Annotated in this window: 2 protein-coding genes; both read right to left on the bottom strand. The window is 74.8% G+C overall.

Annotated features, from left to right (window positions below; genetic code table 11):
* Positions 1–108: 108 nt before the first annotated feature.
* Complete coding sequence (locus CHC08_RS43910; RefSeq protein WP_089213308.1) at positions 109–9,873, bottom strand: type I polyketide synthase; 9,765 nt, start codon at positions 9,871–9,873, stop codon at positions 109–111.
* Between the two features lie 30 nt (positions 9,874–9,903).
* Positions 9,904–19,536, bottom strand: a 9,633-nt coding sequence (locus CHC08_RS51020; protein WP_218825786.1) for a type I polyketide synthase, incomplete at its 5' end; no start/stop codon positions are given.

Below are 19,536 nucleotides of genomic sequence, written 5' to 3'. Positions count from 1 at the left end.
GAGAGCAACGAAGGACCGCCGGAGCACTGTGTCCACTCCTGCCAGCCTTGCCGAAGGTAGGCGGCCCCTCAGGGCTCGCCCACCCCTAGCGCTCCCCTAACTGGGCGTTTACGACACGCCGAGTTCGTCGATGAACCGGAACAGCTCGTCGGCGCTGGCGGCTTCGAGCTTTCCGCTGACCGAGTCCTCCCCCGGCTCCTCGGCGTCGCCGAGCCCGTCGAGCAGGCCGCGCAGCCGCATGCCGACCCGCAGCCGCAGCGCGGTGTCGCCGGCGGTGGCCGCCAGCGCCTCGGTCAGCTGGTCGATCGTGGCCAGTACGGCCTCCGGGGTCATGCCGCCGGTCACCAGGCGATCGAGCAGCAGCCGGGCCACCGCCGCCGGGGTCGGGTGGTCGAAGACCAGCGTCGCCGGCAGGGTCAGCCCGGTGGCCGCGGTCAGGCGGTTGCGCAGGTCGACCGCGGTCAGCGAGTCGAACCCGAACTCCTTGAACGCACGGCGGGCGTCGACCGCGTCCGGGCCGTCGTGGCCGAGCACCGCGGCGGCGTGGCCGCGGACCAGCTCCAGCACGATCTGCTCGTGCTCGTGCGGCGCCGCGGCGGCCAGTTGCCCCCGCAGCGCCGAGCCGGCGTCGGCCGGCGGAGCGGCCTCGACGGTCGCCTGGAGGGCCCGCACGAGGGGCAGGTCGGCGATCAGCGGGCGGGGCCGGGCGAAGGCGAAGGCCGGGGCGAAGACCGACCAGTCGACGTCGACGACCGCGAGGAACGTCTCCCCCGCCCCGGCGGCCTGCCGCATCGCGGTGATCGCCGCCTCGGGCGCCATGCCCTGGAAGCCGCGCCGGCGCATGTAGTCCGCGCCGCCGCTCTCCTCGGCCATCCCGCCGCCGGCCCACAGCCCCCAGGCCACCGACGTGACCGGCAGGCCACGCTCCCTGGCCTGCTCGGCCAGCGCGTCGAGGGCGGCGTTGGCCGCGCCGTAGGTGCCCTGGCGGGCGCTGCCCCAGACGCCGGCGTTGGACGAGAACAGCACGACCTGCTCCAGGTGCGCGGGGTCGAGCAGGTCGAGCAGGTGGACCGCACCCTCGACCTTGCCGGAGCGGACGTCGGCCAGTTCCTCCGGGGTGGAGTCGGCGAGCAGGACCGGGGTGAGCGTGCCGGCGGCGTGGATCACCGCGGTGACCGGCTCCGGCAGGCCGGCCAGCAGCGCGGCGACCTGCGTCCGGTCGGCGGTGTCGCAGGCGGCGATGGTCACCCGCGCCCCGAGCGCGACCAGTTCCTCGTACAGCTCCGCGGCGCCGGGGGCGGCCACGCCCCGGCGGCTGGTGAGCACGACGTGGTCGGCGCCGGATCCCGCGGCCCATCGGGCCACGTGCCCGCCGAGCGCGCCGGTGCCGCCGGTGATCAGTACGGTGCCGCGCGGCTCCCACAGCGGCGCGGCCGGATCGGCCGGCGCGGGCAGCAGCCGGCGGGCCAGCACGCCGGTGGCGCGGACGGCGACCTGGTCCTCGTCGTCCAGGCCGGCCAGCACGGCCGCGACCCGGCCTGTGGCCCGGGCGTCCAGCGTCACCGGCAGGTCGAGCAGGCCGCCCCAGGCCTCCGGGTGCTCCAGCGCGAAGGTGCGGGCCAGCGCCCAGACCTGGGCGGGGGCGAGCCGGGACGCCGGGTCGCCGGGGACGGCGGCGACCGCGCCCCGGGTGAGGATCCACAGCGCGGTGTCCAGGCCGCCGATCGCCTGGGTCAGCGCGAGCGTATCGAGCACCGCGCGGTCGTCGTCGCGCAGCGCCAGCAGCGAGACGACGCCGGCGTAGGGCTTGGCGGCCAGCGTCTCCCGGTCGGCGACCGTACGGTGCTCGACCTCGGCGCCGGCGCCGATCAGCACGAGTGTCACCTCGCCCGGGTCGACGTCGGCCGGGTGGAGCACCAGCCAGGTGCCCGACAGCCTGCCCGGTTCCGGCTCGGGCAGCGGCTTGAACGCGATCCGGAACCGCCAGGCGTCCAGTTGCGAGCGTTCTCTCTGGCCACGACGCCAGCCGGCGAGCGCCGGCAGCATCGGGGCGAGGGCGTCGGGGTCGACGCCGAGCGTCCGGCCGAGCGTCGCGGCGTCGGCGGCCTCGACCGCGGCCCAGAACTCGTCGTCCGGTTCGTCGGTGGCCGCGCCGGGCGCGTCGGTCAGCCAGTAGTGCTGGTGCTGGAAGGCGTAGGTGGGGACCTCCAGCGCGCGACGGCCTCCGGTGAGCACCGTCGCCCAGTCCACCGGCACGCCGGCGACCCAGGCCTCGGCGAAGGTCCTGATCTCCCGATCCGGGCCGTCCTCGTCCCGGCGGAGCGTGCCGGCCACGGCTGTGTCCGCTGTGTCGCCCGCGCCGCCTGCGGCGATGTCCTGGATGCCGGCGGTGAGCACCGGGTGCGGGCTGACCTCGACGAAGTGCCGGTACCCGTCGGCGAGCAGGCGCTGGACGGCCGCGGCGAACCGGACCGGCTGCCGCATGTTGTCGTACCAGTAGCCGGCGCCGTCCTCGGGCGCCATGGGCTCGGCCCGCACGGTGGAGTACCACGGCACCCGGCCGGCGCCGATGCGCACCGGGGCGAGCACCTCCAGGACGCGGTCGCGGAGGACCTCGACCTGGGCGGAGTGACCGGCGGCGCTGGCCTTGATCCGGCGGGCCCGGACGCCTTCCTCCTCGTACCGGGCGGCCAGCTCGTCGATCGCGCCGGCCTCGCCGGCCACGATCACCGCGGCGGGCCCGTTCACCGCGGCGATCTCCAGCCGCCTCCGTCCCGGCTGGTCCTCGTCCTCGTACTCGGCGATCCGGGCGGCCACGTCGGCCTCGGCGGCGGCGACGGAGAGCATCGCGCCGGCGTCGGCGATCGCCATCATCTCCCGGCTGCGCAGCGCGACGATCCGGGCCGCGTCGTCCAGGCTGAGCGCGCCGGCGACGCAGGCGGCCGCGATCTCGCCCTGGGAGTGCCCGACGACCGCCGCGGGGGTGACGCCGTGCGCGTCCCACCAGGCAGCCAGCGAGACCATCACGGCGAACAGCACCGGCTGGACGACGTCGAGCCGGTGCAGGGACGGGGTCCCCGGTTCCTGCCGGAGCACCGCCTCCACCGAGTAGTCCAGATACCGGCCGAGCGCGCCGTCGCACTCGCGCAGGCGGGTGGCGAACGCCGGGGAGCGGTCGAGCAGGCCGGCGGCCATGCCCTCCCACTGGCCGCCCTGGCCGGGGAAGACGAAGACGACTCCGCCGGTCGGCCCTGCCGCGCCGGTGACGACGTCGGCCGAGGGGCGCCGGTCGGCCAGGGCGGCCAGACCGGCCTCGTTCAGCGCGACCGCCCGGTGCTCCAGCCTGGCGCGGCCGGCGAGCGTGTGCGCGACGTCGACCAACGGCACGTCGGGCCGGTCGCGGAGGAACGCGGCCAGCCGGCGGGCCTGGGCGGCCGGCGCACCGCTGTCGCGGCCGGAGAGCAGCAGCGGGACGACCGGCAGCGGCGGGTTCTCCGGTGCGGGCGGCGCGGGCGGGGACTGCTCCAGGACGACGTGGGCGTTGGTGCCGCTGATGCCGAAGGAGGAGACGGCGGCGCGGCGCGGCCGGCCGGCCTCCGGCCAGGGGCGTTCGGCGTCCAGCAGCGCGACGGCGCCGGAGGTCCAGTCGATGTGCGGGGAGGGAGCGTCGATGTGCAGGCTGCGGGGCAGCACCCCGTGACCGAGCGCGAGGACCATCTTGATCAGTCCGGCGACCCCGGCGGCGGCCTGGGTGTGGCCGAGGTTGGACTTGATCGACCCGAGCCAGAGCGGAGTCTCCCGGTCCTGGCCGTAGGCGGCCAGCAGCGCCTGCGCCTCGATCGGGTCACCGAGCCGCGTCCCGGTGCCGTGTGCCTCGACGGCGTCCACGTCCTGCGGGGTCAGACCGGCGTTGGCCAGCGCCTGCCGGATCACCCGCTGCTGGGACGGGCCGTTCGGGGCGGTCAGCCCGTTGGACGCGCCGTCCTGGTTGACCGCGCTGCCCCGCACCACCGCGAGGATCGGGTGGCCGAGCCGCTGGGCGTCCGAAAGACGCTCGACCAGCAGAACTCCGGCCCCTTCCGACCAGGTCGCGCCGTCGGCGGCGGCGGAGAACGGCTTGCACCGGCCGTCGGCGGCCGACCCGCCCTGCCGGGCGACCTCGACGAACGTGCCCGGGTTGGCCATCACCGAGACGCCGCCGGCCAGTGCCATCGAGCACTCGCCCCGGCGCAGCGACTCCGCGGCCAGGTGCAGGGTGACCAGGGACGACGAGCAGGCGGTGTCGACGGTGAGCGCGGGGCCTTCCAGTCCGAAGACGTAGGAGACGCGGCCGGACACCACGCTGCCGGAGACGCCGGTCGCGCGATAGCCCTCGACGCCTTCCGGCAGCGTGGACAGGCTCATGCCGTAGTCGTGGTACATCAGGCCGGCGAACACGCCGGTCTGGGAGCCGCGCAGCCCCAGCGGGTCGAGGCCGGCGCGCTCGAACGCCTCCCAGGAGATCTCCAGCAGCAGCCGCTGCTGCGGGTCCATCGCCAGCGCCTCGCGCGGGGAGATGCCGAACAGGCCGGCGTCGAACTCGCCCGCGTCGTAGAGGAACCCGCCCTGGCGGGTGAAGTCGGTCCCGGTGAGGTCCCAGCCCCGGTCGACGGGGAAGCCGGCGATCGCGTCGCCGCCGTCACTCAGCAGCTGCCAGAGGTCCTCGGGGGAGCGTACGCCGCCGGGGAACCGGCAGGCCATGCCGATGATCGCGATTGGCTCGTCGACGGACACCGGGCCGGTCCTGGCCGGCGACGCCGCGCCCGGAAGCCGGTCCGCGCCCAGCGCCCGTTCGAGCAGGTACCGGGCGATGGCGCGGGCGTTCGGGTAGTCGAACGCGAGCGTCGCCGGCAGGCTCAGGCCGGTGGCCGGCTGCAGCCGGTTGCGCAGCTCGACCGCGGTCAGCGAGTCGAAGCCCAGCTCGCGCAGCGCCCGGTTGCCGTCGACGGCGCTGCCTGTGGCGAACCCCAGGACGGCGGCGATCGTGCCACGGACCAACTCGGTGACGGTCTGCTCGCGCTCGGCCTCGGGCAGACCGGCCAGCCGCTGGGCGAACGCGCCCGGGCCGCCGGCGGTGGTGGCCCGGCGCGGCCCGGTCCGGACCAGCCCGGACAGGACGGGCGGGAGCATGCCGTTCTCGGCGGTGGCCCGCAGCGCGGGCAGGCTCAGCGCGACCGGGACGGCCAGCGCGGTGTCGGCGCGCAGGGCGGCGTCGAACAGGGCCAGGCCCTGGCCGACCTCCAGCGGCAGGATGCCGCCGCGCCGCAGCCGGCGCCGGTCGGCGTCGGTGAGGTTGCCGGCCATGCCCTCGTCGGTGTTCCACAGGCCCCAGGCCAGCGAGGTGGCCGGCAGCCCCTGGGCGCGCCGGAAGGCGGCGAAGGCGTCGGTGAACGTGTTGGCGGCGGCGTAGTTGGCCTGGCCGGCGTTGCCGAGCAGGCCCGCGGCCGAGGAGAACAGCACAAACGCGGCGAGCGGCCGGTCGGCGGTGGCCGCGTGCAGGTTCCAGACGGCGTCCGCCTTGGGGCGCAGGACGGCGTCCAGGCGGCCGGGCGTGAGATCGGCCAGCAGCCCGTCGTCGAGCACGCCGGCGGTGTGGAACACGGCGCTGACCGTCACGCCGCGCAGCGCGGCCTCGACGGCCTCCCGGTCGGTGACGTCGCAGGCGACCGCACGCACCCGCGCGCCGTCGAGGTCGGGGCTTCCGCCGGAGCGGGACAGCAACAGCAGCTCGCGGACGCCGTGGGCGGCGACCAGGTGCCGGGCGACCAGGCGGCCGAGCGTGCCGGTGGCGCCGGTGACCACCACCGTTCCGGTGGTCAGGTCGGGGAGCTCGCCGTCCGGGGCGGCGTGCCGGACGATCCGGGGCACCAGGATCCGTTCGCCGCGTACCGCCGCCTGGGGGTGGCCGGCCGCGAGCACGTCCGGGATCCGGTCGGTGGCCGGGGCGTCGACGATCGTGAGCCGGCCGGGGTGCTCGCTCTGCGCGGACCGGACCAGCCCCCACAGCGCGGCGGAGACCAGCCCGGGCACGGTGTCCCCGGGGTCGGCGGCGATCGCCCCGTCGGTGCGTACGACCAGGTGGGTGCCGGTCCGCTTCTCGTCGCCGAGGAACCGCTGCAGGGTCTCCAGCAGCCGCCCGGTCTCGCCCCGCACCGCGGCGCCGTCCGGGGCGGCGTCGCTCGCGCAGTCCAGCACCAGCACGTCCCCGATGTCGTCGGGGAGCGCGTCGCCGAGCGTGATCGTCGGCAGTGGGCTCGCCGTGCCCGCCGGCACTCCGGCGTCCATCCAGTCCAGGGCGTACAGCGGCGTGACGGCTTCGGCGCCGAGCCGGTCGGCGGTGACCGGCCGGACCGCGAGCGCCTCGATGTCGAGGACGGGCAGCCCGGCCTCGTCGACGGCGTGCAGCCGGATCGTCTCCGCGCCTTCGCCCGCGGTGAGCCGGACGCGCAGCGAGCCGGCGCCGACGGCGTGCAGGTGGACGCCGCCGAACGCGAACGGCAGCCGGACCGCGCCGTCCTCGCCGGGCACCAGGCCACCGGCGGCCAGGGCGTGCAGGCAGGCGTCGAGCAGCGCCGGGTGGACGCCGTACCCGCCGGTTTCGCTGTCGGTGTCGAGGGCGACCTCGGCGAGGATCTCGCCGTCGCGTCGCCACACCTGGCGCAGCCCCTGGAACGCGGGCCCGTAGACCAGGCCGGTGCCGGCCAGCGCGGCGTAGAGGGTCCCGGCGTCGATCGGCTCGGCGTCACGCGGCGGCCACGGCAGGTCCGCCGGTTCGGGCGCCGGCCCGGCCGGGCGGAGGGCACCGGTGGCGTGCGGCGTCCAGGGGTGCTCCCGGTCGGGGCGGGAGTGGATGGTGACCACGCGGCAGGCGGTGCCCGGCTCGGGCGCGGCGACGGTGACGCGCAGATCGACGCCGCCGGTCTCGGGCAGCGCCAGCGGGGCCTGGAGGAGGAGTTCCTCGATGAGCGGGGCGTCGGTCCACTCGCCGGCCGCGAGCGCCAGTTCGACCAGCGCCGCGCCGGGGATCAGGACGGTGCCGAGCACGTCGTGGTCGGTGAGCCAGGGATGGGTACGCCGGGAGACGTGCCCGGTGAAGACCACGGTTTCGGAGTCGGGCAGCAGGACGGCGGCGGCCAGCAGCGGATGGCCGGTGCCGTCCAGCCCGGCCCCGGCCAGGTCGCCGAGGCCGGGTGCGGAGGCCAGCCAGTAGTGCTGCCGCTGGAAGGGGTAGGTGGGCAGGTCGGGGAGCCAGTGGCCGTCGGTGGGCCAGGCCCGCCAGTCGACCTCCACCCCGCGAACCCACGCCTCACCCAACGCCCGGATCTGTCCGGCCGGGCCGTCCTCACCGCGCCGCAGCGTCCCCCACACCCCCGCATCCGGAGCACACTGCTCCAACGCCACTCCCAGCACGGGATGCCCCGACACCTCGGCGAACAACCGGAAACCCTCCCCGGCCAGCTTCTCCACGACCGGCGCGAACCGCACCTGCTGCCGCAGATTCGCCCACCAGTACTCCGCCCCCACAGGGTCGGTGACCTGTTCACCGGTGACCGTCGAGTACCACGGGATCACCGGCACCGCGCCCTGCACGTCGGTCATTCCGGCCAGGACCGCGTCACGCACCGGCTCCACCTGCGGCGAGTGCGAGGCATACCCCACCTCCACCAGCCGGGCCCGCACCTCCCGCGTCTCACACCAGGCCACGAACGCCTCAAGCACCGGCCGCTCCCCGGCCACCACCACCTGCGACGGGGAGTTGACCGCGGCCACCACCAGTCCCGCTCCCTGCGGGCCGGCCAACCAGGTCTCGACCTTGTCTGCGGCCGCGCTGACCGACGCCATCCCGCCCGTGCCGTCCAGCTCCACCAACGCCCCAGAGCGGGCCGCCACCACCCGGGCGCCATCGTGCACCGACAGCGCCCCGGCCACCACCGCGGCCACCACCTCGCCCTGCGAATGCCCCACCACCGCCGCCGGAACCACCCCATAAGAAGCCCACCAGGCGGTCAACGCCACCCCGACCGCCCACAGCACCGGCTGCACCACCTCCACCCGGGACAACCACTCCTCGCCACCGCGCAGAACGGCCTCCACCGAGAAGCCCACCAGCGGCGCCAACGCCGCATCACACTCCCGGAGGCGATCGGCGAACGCCGGGGAATCCAGCAGCCCCACCGCCATCCGCAACCACTGCCCACCCTGACCCGGATAGACGAACACCACGTCGGAGTTGCCCAGCGGGGATCCGGTGACCGGGCCGAGGCCGGCGGCCACCGCGTCGAGGCTCTCGGCGTCCCAGGCGATCGCCCGGCCGGGCAGCGCGCCCCGGTTGACCAGCGTGGCGCCGACGTCGGCCAGGGAGGCGCCGGTGGCGCTCAGGTGGTCGCGGACCGTGGCGGCCTGGGCCCGCAGCCCGTCCGGGTCGGCCCCGGCCAGCGGCAGCGGAACGATCGCCGTGGTGCCCGCCGGTGCCGCGGCGGCGGCCGGCGCCTGTTCGAGGACGATGTGGGCGTTTGTGCCGCTGAACCCGAAGGAGGAGACCGCGGCCCGGCGGGGGGCGTCGTCCCCGGTCGGCCAGGGCCGGGCCTCGGTGAGCAGCTCGACACCGCCCAGCGCCCAGTCCACGTGCGAGGAGGGCGCGTCGACGTGCAATGTCTTCGGCAGCACACCGTGGCGCATGGCCTCGACCATCTTGATCACTCCGCCGACGCCGGCGGCGGCCTGGGTGTGGCCCAGGTTCGACTTCAGCGAGCCGACCCAGAGCGGGTCCTGCCGGCCCTGGCCGTAGGTGGCCAGCAGGGCCTGGGCCTCGATCGGGTCACCGAGCCGGGTCCCGGTGCCGTGCGCCTCCACCGCGTCGACCTGGGCCGGGGTGAGCCGGGCGTCGGCCAGCGCGTCGAGGATGACCCGCTGCTGGGAGGGGCCGTTCGGGGCGGTCAGCCCGTTGGACGCGCCGTCCTGGTTCACCGCGCTACCCCGCACCACGGCGAGGATCGGGTGGCCGAGGCGCTGGGCGTCGGACAGGCGTTCGACGAGCAGCACGCCCGCGCCCTCGGACCAGCCGGTGCCGTCGGCGGCCTCGGCGAACGGCTTGCACCGCCCGTCGGCGGCCAGCCCGCCCTGCCGGGCGAACTCGACGAACGTGTTCGGGGTGGCCATCACGGTGACGCCGCCGGCCAGCGCCATCGCGCACTCGCCCCGGCGCAGCGCCTGCACCGCCAGGTGCAGCGCGACCAGCGACGACGAGCAGGCGGTGTCGATGGTCAGGGCGGGGCCCTCAAGGCCGAAGGTGTAGGCGACGCGGCCGGAGACGATGCTTCCGGAGGTGCCGGTGGCCAGGTAGCCCTCGACGCCGTCGGGCAGCGTGGTCAGCTGGGTGGCGTAGTCGTGGTACATGACGCCGGCGAACACACCGGTACGGGAGGCCTTGACACCGAGCGGGTCGAGACCGGCCCGTTCGAAGGCCTCCCACGAGCACTCCAGCAGCAGCCGCTGCTGCGGGTCCATGGCCAGGGCCTCGCGCGGGGAGATGCCGAATACGGCCGGATCGAACGCGCCCGCGTCGTCGAGGAAACCGCCCTCCTGGGTGAAGTCACCCTCGGCCACCGTCCAGCCGCGATCCTGCGGGAAGCCGGTGATCGCGTCCCGGCCGGCGTCCAGCAGGTCCCAGAGCTGCCCGGGCGTGCGCACCCCGCCGGGGTAGCGGCAGGCCATACCGATGATCGCGATCGGCTCGGCGGCCTTCTCCTGGACGTCGACGAGGTCGCGGCGGGCCTGACGGAGGTCGGCGGTCGCCCGCTTGAGATAGTCGCGGAGCTTCGCTTCGGTGTCCATGTCGTGCCAACTCCAGGTGCTTGGGGTGGGTCAGTTCGCGCCGAGTTCGTTGTCAAGCAGGCTGAACAGCTCGTCATCGTCGGCGGCGGCGATGTCGGCATCGGTGTCCGGGGCATCCTCGGGAGCGTCGCCGGTCGGCCCGGCGGTGCTCGTCCACCTGGCGAGCAGCGCCCCCAGCTGGAGCGCGACCGTGGTCCGGGTCGCTTCGGTCGGGGTGCTCGTCGCCAGGCTGGCTTCCAGCCGGGCCAGTTCGGCCAGGAGCGCCTCGTCGTCCTTGATCGCCTCGGGGGCGAGCCGGCCACGGAGGGCGTCGGCCAGCGCCAGCGGCGTCGGGTGGTCGAAGATCAGCGTCGGCGCGAGCCGCAGGCCGGTGTCGGCGGCCAGGCGGTTGCGGAACTCGACCGCGGTGAGCGAGTCGAAGCCCAGCTCGCCGAAGGTGCGAGTGTCGCCGATCTCGGCCTGGTTGGCGTGGCCGAGCACCGCGACCGCGTGCGTGCGGACCAGCCCGAGCAGCGTGCGGGTCTGCTCGGCGTCGGTCATCGTGGCCAGCTGCCTGGTCAGCGCGCGGTCCCGGCCGCCGGCGGCGGCCGGGCGGGCCGCCGCGCGGGCCGGCGTCGGCACCAGGCCGGTGAGCAGTTCCGGGAGCAGTCCGGCGACGGCCGCCGGGCGGAGCGCGGGCAGGTCGAGACCGATCGGGGCGACCAGGGCGACGTCGACGCCGAGGGCGGCGTCGAAGAGGGCGAGCGCGTCGCCGGTGGCCAGCGGCACGATCCCGCCGCTGCGGAGCCGGTCGCGGTCGGTCTTCGTCAGGGCGCCACCGAGGCCGGTCTCCCACAGCCCCCACGCCAGCGAGGTGGCCGGGACCCCCTCGGCCCGCAGCCGCGCGGCGTAGGCGTCCAGGAACGTGTTGGCCGCGGCGTAGTTGGCCTGCCCGGCGCTGCCGAGCAGGCCGGCGACCGAGGAGAACAGCACAAACGCGCTGAGTGACCGGTCGGCGGTGGCCGCGCGCAGGTTGACCGAAGCGTCAACCTTGACGGCCAGGACGGACGCGAGCCGGTCGGGCGTCAACGAGGTGAGCATCGCGTCGTCCGTACCGCCGGCGGCGTGCAGCACCGCGCTGACCTCGACCGGGCCGAGCAGACGCTGGACGGCGGCCGGGTCGGCGAGGTCGCACGCCTCCAGCCGGACCTCGGCGCCGGCGTCGGCCAGCTCGCCGACCAGGGCCGCGGCACCGGGCGCGTCAAGGCCTCGCCGGCTGACCAGCAGCAGGTCCTTCACCCCGTGGGTGGCGACAAGGTGCCGGGCCAGGGCCGCGCCGAGCGCTCCGGTGGCGCCGGTGAGCACAACCGTCCCGTCGCCGAGGCCGGGCACGGCAGGCACCGCAGAGGCATGAACGGCAAGGGCAGGCATGGTCGGCACGGCAGAGGCAGGCACGGCAGAGGTCGGCACGGCAGAGGCAAGCACGGCAGAGGCAGGCACGGTTGGCACAGCAGAGACCGGTACGGTCGGCGCGGCAGGCACGGCGACCAGGCGCGGCACCAGAACGGAGTCGGCGCGGATCGCCGCCTGCGTGAGCCCGGCCTCGACGACGCCCGGGATGAGCGTGCGGCCCTCGGCGTCGGCGTCGATCAGCGTGAACCGGCCGGGGTTCTCGGTCTGGGCGGCCCGGACCAGGCCCCAGAGCGCGGCATGGACCAGCCCGGGTACGGAGTCGGCCGGGCTCGTGGCCACCGCTCCCGAGGTCAGCACCACCAGGTGGCTGTCGGCCCAGGCCGGGTCGGTGACCCACGCCTGGAGCGTGCCGAGGGCGGCCACGAGCGCTTGCCGGACCGCGGCCGGACCGGCCGGCGACGGCGCGGTGGCGTCGAGCAGGACGACCGGAGGCGCGCTGGGCAGGGCAGGCAGCGGTTCGCCGAACGGCAGGTGATGCCACCCGGCCGCTTTCCCACCGGTGACCGTCGCGGGAGAAGGCCGCCAGTCCACCGTGTAGAGCCCGGCCGTGTCGGTGGCCCGATCCGCGGCGACCGGTCGCAGCGTGACCCGTTCGACCTGGGCCACCGGCAGCCCGGTGGCGTCCGCGATCGCCAGGCGCACGCCGCCGGGCCCGTTCGGGGTGAGCCGGACCAGCAGCGCGGTCGCGCCGCCCGCCACCAGCTGGACACCGGAGAACGCGAACGGCAGGTGGACGTCCGCACCGGTGAGCAGGCCACCGGCGGCGACGGCGTGCAGCACGCCGTCCAGCAGCGCCGGGTGGAGCGCGAAGCCGCCGGGAGGTTCGGCGACCTCGACCTCGGCGAACACGTCGTTCCCGGCGCGCCAGGCCCGGCGCAGTCCTTGGAACGCCGGCCCGTACCCCAGGCCAGCGGCGTCCATCGCCGGATAGAAGCCGGTGAGGTCGAGCTCCTCGGCCCCGGCGGGGACGGTGACGGCGGCCGGTTCGGCGCCGGTGTCCTCGGACAGCAGGCCGGTGGCGTGTTCGGTCCAGGGTGTCTCGGCCCCGGTTCGGGAGTGGACGCTCACCGGCCGGCGGTTCGCGTCGTCCGGTGCGCCGACCGTGAGCCGGACCTGCACGGTCTCCCGGCCCGGCAGGACGAGCGGGGCCTGCAGCAGCAGCTCTTCCAGCATTGGGCTGCCCACCTGGGAGCCGGCAGCCAGGGCCATCTCGACCAGCGCGGCGCCCGGTATGACCGTACGGCCGTGGACGGTGTGGTCGACTGCCCAGGGGTGGGCCGCCGCGGAGAGCGAGCCGGTGAACAGCACCACGCCGGAGCCGGGAACCTCGACCGTCGCGCCGAGGATCGGGTGGCCGGTGCCGGTCAGGCCGAGGCCGGTGACGTCCCCGCTGACGCCGGTCCGGTGCCGGGGCCAGAACCGCCGGCGCTGGAACGGGTAGGTCGGCAGGTCCGCGGCGGCGCGGCCGACCAGTGCGATCCAGTCGACGGGCTGGCCGTGGACGAACAGCTCGGCGACCGCCCGGAGCAGCGTGTGCGGCTCGGGCCGGTCTCGGCGGAGCGCGGCGACCGCGGTGAGTTCCGGGTCGACGTGACCGACGAGCGCGGTGAGCACGCCGTCCGGGCCGAGTTCGAGCACCCGGCCGGCGTCGAGGGCCGTGACCGCGTCGGCGAACCGCACGGGCCGGCGGACCTGGTCGACCCAGTAGCCGGGGTCGGTCCACTGACCGGGCTCGACGGGCCGGCCGGTCACCGTGGACACGGCCGGGATCACCGGCTCGGCGAAACTCAGCGTCTCCACAACCGCGCGGAACTCCGCGAGCATCGGCTCCATCAACCGCGAGTGGAACGCATGACTGGTCCGCAACCGGTTCGTCTTCCAGCCGCGCTCCGCGGCCAGCTCGGCGATCCGCTCGATGTCGTCCTCAATCCCGGACACCACCATCGACACCGGACCGTTCACCGCCGCGACATCAACGGCCAAGCCACCGCCGTTCGACCCGCCGTCGGCCACCACCACCGCGTCCGCCGCGATGTCGACCACGAGGCCACCGTCAGTGCCCGCGGCCTCTGGCCGGTCGGCCAGCAGCGCGCGCACCTCAGCCTCGGAGGCGCCGACCGCCAGCATCGCGCCGCCGACCGGCAATGCCTGCATCAACCGGCCCCGGGCCGCGACCAGCGTCGCCGCGTCGGCCAAGGTCAGAACGCCGGAAGCGTACGCGGCGGTGATCTCCCCGATCGAGTGCCCCGCCACCACCTCCGGGACCACACCCCACGAACGGACGAGCGCCAGCAGCGCCACTTCCAGCACGAAGATGGCAGGCTGCGCCCACCCGGTCTGGTGGAGGCGCTCCTCGTCAGCCACCACCTCACGCAGCGGCAGGCCGGTGGCCGCACATGCCTCGTCGAACGCGGCGGCGAACACCGGGAACGCGTCGTACAGCTCGCGGCCCATGCCGGCCCGCTGCGTGCCCTGACCGGTGAAGATCACCGCCAGACGTCCTTCGGTGGCCGTCCCGGTGATGGCCCGATCGGTGAACGCGCTCAGCGACTCCTGCAGCGCGGCGCGGTCCTCGGCCAGGAACACCGCGCGCTGCGGCAGCGCCGCCCGGGTGGTCAAGGCGGCCGCGAGCCGGCCCAGCGGCAGGTCGTGCCGTTCGGCGAGCCGGCCTGTCAGCATGCGCAGGGCGTCCTGGTCGGCCGCCGCGAGCACGACCGGGGTCACCGGCAGCGGTAGCGGTTCCACCGGGGCCACCGGCTCGTCCGCCGGGGCTTCGAGGATGACGTGGGCGTTGGTGCCGCTGATCCCGAACGAGGACACCGCCGCCCGCCGCGGCCGACCAACCTCCGGCCAGGCCCGCGCCTTGGCCAGCAACTCCACCGACCCGGCCGACCAGTCCACCTGCGAGGTCGGCGCGTCCACGTGCAGCGTCTTGGGCAACATGCCGTGCCGCATCGCCTGCACCATCTTGATGATCCCGGCCACGCCGGCCGCGGCCTGGGTGTGCCCCAGGTTGGACTTCACCGACCCCAGCCACAGCGGCTCACCGGAACGGTCACGCCCGTACGTGGCCAGCAGCGCCTGCGCCTCGATCGGATCCCCGAGCGAGGTACCGGTGCCGTGCGCCTCGACGACGTCCACGTCCTGCGACGTCAGACCGGCACTGGCCAGCGCCTGCCGGATCACCCGCTGCTGCGACGGACCGTTCGGCGCGGTCAGACCGTTGGAGGCCCCGTCCTGGTTGACCGCCGAGCCCCGCACCACCGCCAGGACCGGGTGACCGAGGCGTTGAGCGTCCGAGAGACGCTCGACCAGCAGCATGCCGACGCCCTCACCCCAGCCCGTACCGTCCGCACCCTCGGCGAAGGACTTGCACCGTCCATCAGCGGCCAGACCCCGCTGCCGGGAGAACCCGATGAACGTCCCCGGGGTCGCCATCACCGTCACGCCACCGGCCAGCGCCGATTCGCACTCCCCGTTACGCAACGCCTGGATGGCCAGGTGCAACGCCACCAGCGACGACGAACACGCGGTGTCGACCGTCACCGCCGGCCCTTCCAAGCCGAACGTGTAGGACACCCGCCCGGAGGCGACGCTGCCGCTCGTGCCGAGGAAGCCCTCGGCGTTGTCGGTGGACTGGTCGAGCACCAGGCCGTAGTCGTTGTACATCACACCGGCGAACACGCCGATCCGCCGGCCGTGCAGCCCCAGCGGGTCGATCCCGGCGCGTTCGAACGCCTCCCAGGACGTCTCCAGCAGCAGCCGGTGCTGCGGGTCCATCGCCAGCGCCTCACGCGGCGAGATCCCGAACAGGCCCGGATCGAAGTCCGCGGCGTCGCGCAGGAAGCCGCCGTCGCGGGCATACGAGGTGCCGGGGTGGTCCGGGTCGGGGTGGTACAGGTTCTCCAGGTCCCAGCCCCGGTCCTCGGGGAAGGGCACGATCCCGTCCCGGCCGGCCGCGACCAGATTCCAGAGCTCCTCCGGGCTGCTGACGCCACCCGGGAAGCGACAGGCCATCCCGACGATCGCGATCGGCTCGTCGGGGTCGACCGTGGCGGTGGCGACCGCGGTGGCGACGCCCCGGCCGGCGAGTTCCCCGGCGACAAAGGCGGCCAGGGCCGCCACCGTCGGGTAGTCGAAGACCAGCGTGGACGGCAGGCGCAGCCCGGTCGCGGCGGCCAGCCGGTTGCGCAGCTCAACCGCGGTGAGCGAGTCGAAGCCCAGCTCGGTGAAGGCCCGCCCGGCCGCCACCCGGTCGGCGGAGCCGTACCCGAGCACCTCGGCGACCTGCGTCCGGACCAGACCGAGCACGGCGTGGTCGCGTTCGACCTGGGGCAATGCCGCCAGCCGCCGCCCGAGCGCGTTCGTGGCCCGGGCTCCTGCAGGGGCGGGCGCGAGGCCCCGCAGGAGCGGCGGGACGGTGATCGCGTTGCGCAGTGCGGTGACGTCGATCACCAGCGGGGCGACCAGCGCCGTTCCGGTACCGAGAGCCGCGTCGAACGCGGCCAGCCCCTGCTCGGGCGTGAGCGGCAGAACACCGCCGCGACGCATCCGATCCCGGTCGGCATCGGTGAGCGCATCGCCCATGCCCGCGTCCCACAGACCCCAGGCCAGCGACGTCGCCGGCACACCCTGCTCCCGCAGCTGGGTGGCGTACGCGTCCAGGAAGGCGTTCGCCGCCGCGTAGTTGGCCTGCCCGGCATTACCGAACAACCCCGCCGCCGACGAATACAGCACAAACGCCGTCAAAGGCTGATCGGCTGTGGCCGCGCGCAGAGCGCGAACGGCATCGATCTTGACTCGGAACACCGTGTCCAAGCGCTCAGGTGTCAATGATTCGATCATGCCGTCGTCCAGCACGCCGGCGGCGTGCACCACCGCGGTGACCCGCTCACCCCGCAGGGCTTCGGCGACCGCGTCCGCGTCGGCCACATCACAGGCGACCGAACGCACCTGCGCCCCGTCGACCTCCACACTCCGGCCCGACCGAGACAGCAACACCAGCTTCCGGACACCGTGGACCTGCACCAGATGACGGACCAGGAGACCACCCAGCGTGCCCGTCGCACCGGTCACCACCACCGCCCCGTCCCCGAACTCCACCAAGCCGGACGCCTTCAACCGCGCCAGACGCGGCACCCGCACCACACCGTCACGCACCAGCGCCTCCGGCACCGGATAGAACACATCCTCAGAGCCGTCCAGCAGGTGAATCCGATCCGGATGCTCCGACTGCGCCGACCGCACCAAACCCCACAGCGCCGCACCATCCGGGTCGGTGACCACCTCACCCACCGCGCCCCGCGTGCGCACCACCAGCCGCGAGTCCGCCCACGCCGGATCGGCCAACCAAGCCTGAATCAGTGTCAACAGGGCGGCAGCCCGATCCCGAGCGTTCCCCGGCACCGTGGCATCCACCACCAACACCGCAACAGGCGCAACCGGCAACAGATCACCCAGCGCGATCACGACCGGCTCTTCCGCCGCGGGCACGACCTCCTGAGGCACCCACTCCACACCGAACAGGAACCGATCCGCGGTGTTCGCCAGCCGGTCGGCCGCCACGGGGCGAAGGGCCAGATTGTCGACCTCGGCCACCGGAAGCCCGGAAGCGTCGGCCAGCGCGAGCCGCACCGTACCCGCGGTCGGACCGGCCGTCAGCCGCACCCGCAGCGCCGTGCCCGCCGGCCGTTCCCACCGGACGCCGGAGAAGGCGAACGGCAGTTGGGCGCCGTCGGCCGCGAGCAGTCCGCCGACGCCGATCGCGTGCAACGCCGCGTCGAACAGCGCCGGGTGCAGGCCGTACCCGTCGACCGCCTCCCCGGTCGTGACCTCGGCGAACACCGTCTCGCCGCGCCGCCAGGCCCGTCGCAGGCCGCGGAACGCCGGCCCGTAGCCCAGGCCCGCGTCCGCGAACGCCTCGTACAGGCCGTCCAGGCCGAGCTCCTCCGCGCCGACCGGCGGCCAGACCACCAGGTCCGTACCGTCGTCGCCGGACTCGGACCCGGTGGTGAGCAGGCCGGTGGCGTGGGTGGTCCAGGCGGCGGGCTCGTCGTCAGGGCGGGAGTAGATGGTCAGCGCGCGCCGGCCGTCGTCGTCGGGCGCGGCGACCAGGACTCGCAGCCGGACGGACGCCCCGGCGGGCAGCGTCAGCGGGTCCCGCAGTACCAACTCGTCCACCGCCGGGGTGCCGACCCGAGCGCCCGCCGCCAGGGCCAGCTCGACCAGCGCGGTGCCCGGCACGACCGTGTGGCCGTGGACGGTGTGGTCGGCGAGCCAGGGCTGGCTTCCCGCGGCGAGGGTTCCGGTGAACAGCAGCGCGCCGGAGTCGGGGAGCTCGACCACGGCCGCGAGCAGCGGGTGGTCCGAGGCGTCGAGGCCGGCGGTGGTCACGTCGCCGGTCGGCGGCGTCGGGTCCAGCCAGTACCGCCGGTGCTGGAACGGGTAGGTGGGCAGTTCGGCGCGGGCGCCGTCACCGAGCAGCGCACGCCAATCGACGCGCTGCCCGTGGACGAACAGCTCGGCCACGGCGGTGAGCAGCGTCATGACCTCGTCCCGGTCCCGGCGCAGCGCGGCCACGGCGATCGCATCCGGGCTCGCCTCACCGATCAGCGCGGTGAGCACGCCGTCCGGACCCAACTCCAGCACACGGTCGGTGCCCAGAGCAGCCGCGGCGTCGGCGAACCGAACGGGCTCGCGGACCTGCCGCACCCAGTACTCCGGGTCGGTCCACTCCCCCGGTGCCACTGCCAGGCCCGTCACCGTGGAGACCGTGGCCAGAGTCGGTTCGGCGAACGTCAGGGTCTTCACCACGGCGCGGAACTCCGCCAGCATCGGCTCCATCAACCGCGAATGGAACGCATGACTCGTCCGGAGCCGGCTCGTCTTCCAACCCCGCTCCGCCGCCAGCTCGGCGATCCGCTCGATGCCGGCCTCAGCCCCGGACACCACCACCGACGCCGGACCGTTCACCGCCGCGACATCAACGGCAAAGTCACCGCCATTCGGCCCGTCGCCACCGGCCAACTCAACGATCCGCTCGATGCCGGCCTCAGTCCCGGAGATCACCACCGACATCGGGCCGTTCACCGCCGCGACGTCAACGGCGGGACCGCCGCCGTTCGACTCGCCGCCACCCGCGACGGCCAAGCCACCGCCACTCGACTCATCGCCGCCGGCCATGGAGGTCAGGAGCGCCAGAACATCCACCTCCGCCGCCCCAACGGCAAGCATCGCCCCGCCCGAGGGCAGCGCCTGCATCAACCGGCCCCGCGCCGCGACCAGCGTGGCCGCATCCGCCAGGCTCAGAACACCGGCGGCGTACGCGGCGGTGATCTCTCCGATCGAGTGCCCCGCCACCACCTCCGGGGTCACACCCCAGGAGCGGACGAGTGCCAGCAGCGCCACTTCCAGCGCGAAGATCGCCGGTTGTGCCCAGCCGGTCTGATCCAGCAACGCCGCGTCCAGCCCGTGCAGCGGAAGATCCAGCGCCGCACAGACCTCGTCATAGGCCGCCGCGAACACCGGGAAGGCCGCATACAGCTCACGTCCCATCCCGGCCCGCTGCGAGCCCTGACCGGTGAACACCACCGCCAGCCGGCCCGGCCCGGCCGCACCGGCCAGCGGATGGGTTCCGGCGGCCACCGCCGCCAGCCCGGCGTCCAGATCGGTGCGGTCGCTCGCGAGGAGGACTGCCCGGTGCCGTAGGCGTGCGCGGGTCGTCAGGGCCCGGCCGACCTGGTCCAGGGACGCGTCGGCCGGAAGGCCCCGCCGGAGCCGCTCGGCGGCTTCTCGCAGCGCGTCCGGCTCCGCGGCGGTGAGCACCACAGGGATGATCGGCAGCTCAGCGACGGGCGCCGGAACCGGCTCGTCCGCCGGGGCTTCGAGGATGACGTGGGCGTTGGTGCCGCTGATCCCGAACGAGGACACCGCCGCGCGACGCGGCCGGTCGACCTCCGGCCAGGCCCGCGCCTCGGTCAGCAACTCCACCGCACCGGCCGACCAGTCCACCTCGGAGGTGGGAGCGTCCACGTGCAGCGTCTTGGGCAACATGCCGTGCCGCATGGCCTGGACCATCTTGATGATCCCGGCCACGCCGGCGGCGGCCTGGGTGTGCCCCAGGTTGGACTTGACCGACCCCAGCCAGAGCGGCGTCTCCCGATCCTGACCGTACGTGGCCAGCAATGCCTGCGCCTCGATCGGATCCCCGAG

This window comes from Streptosporangium subroseum, assembly GCF_900188345.1.
Classification (GTDB): domain Bacteria; phylum Actinomycetota; class Actinomycetes; order Streptosporangiales; family Streptosporangiaceae; genus Streptosporangium; species Streptosporangium subroseum.
Note: the sequence above shows the minus strand (reverse complement) of the source record. Positions and strands in the feature narration are given on the sequence as shown.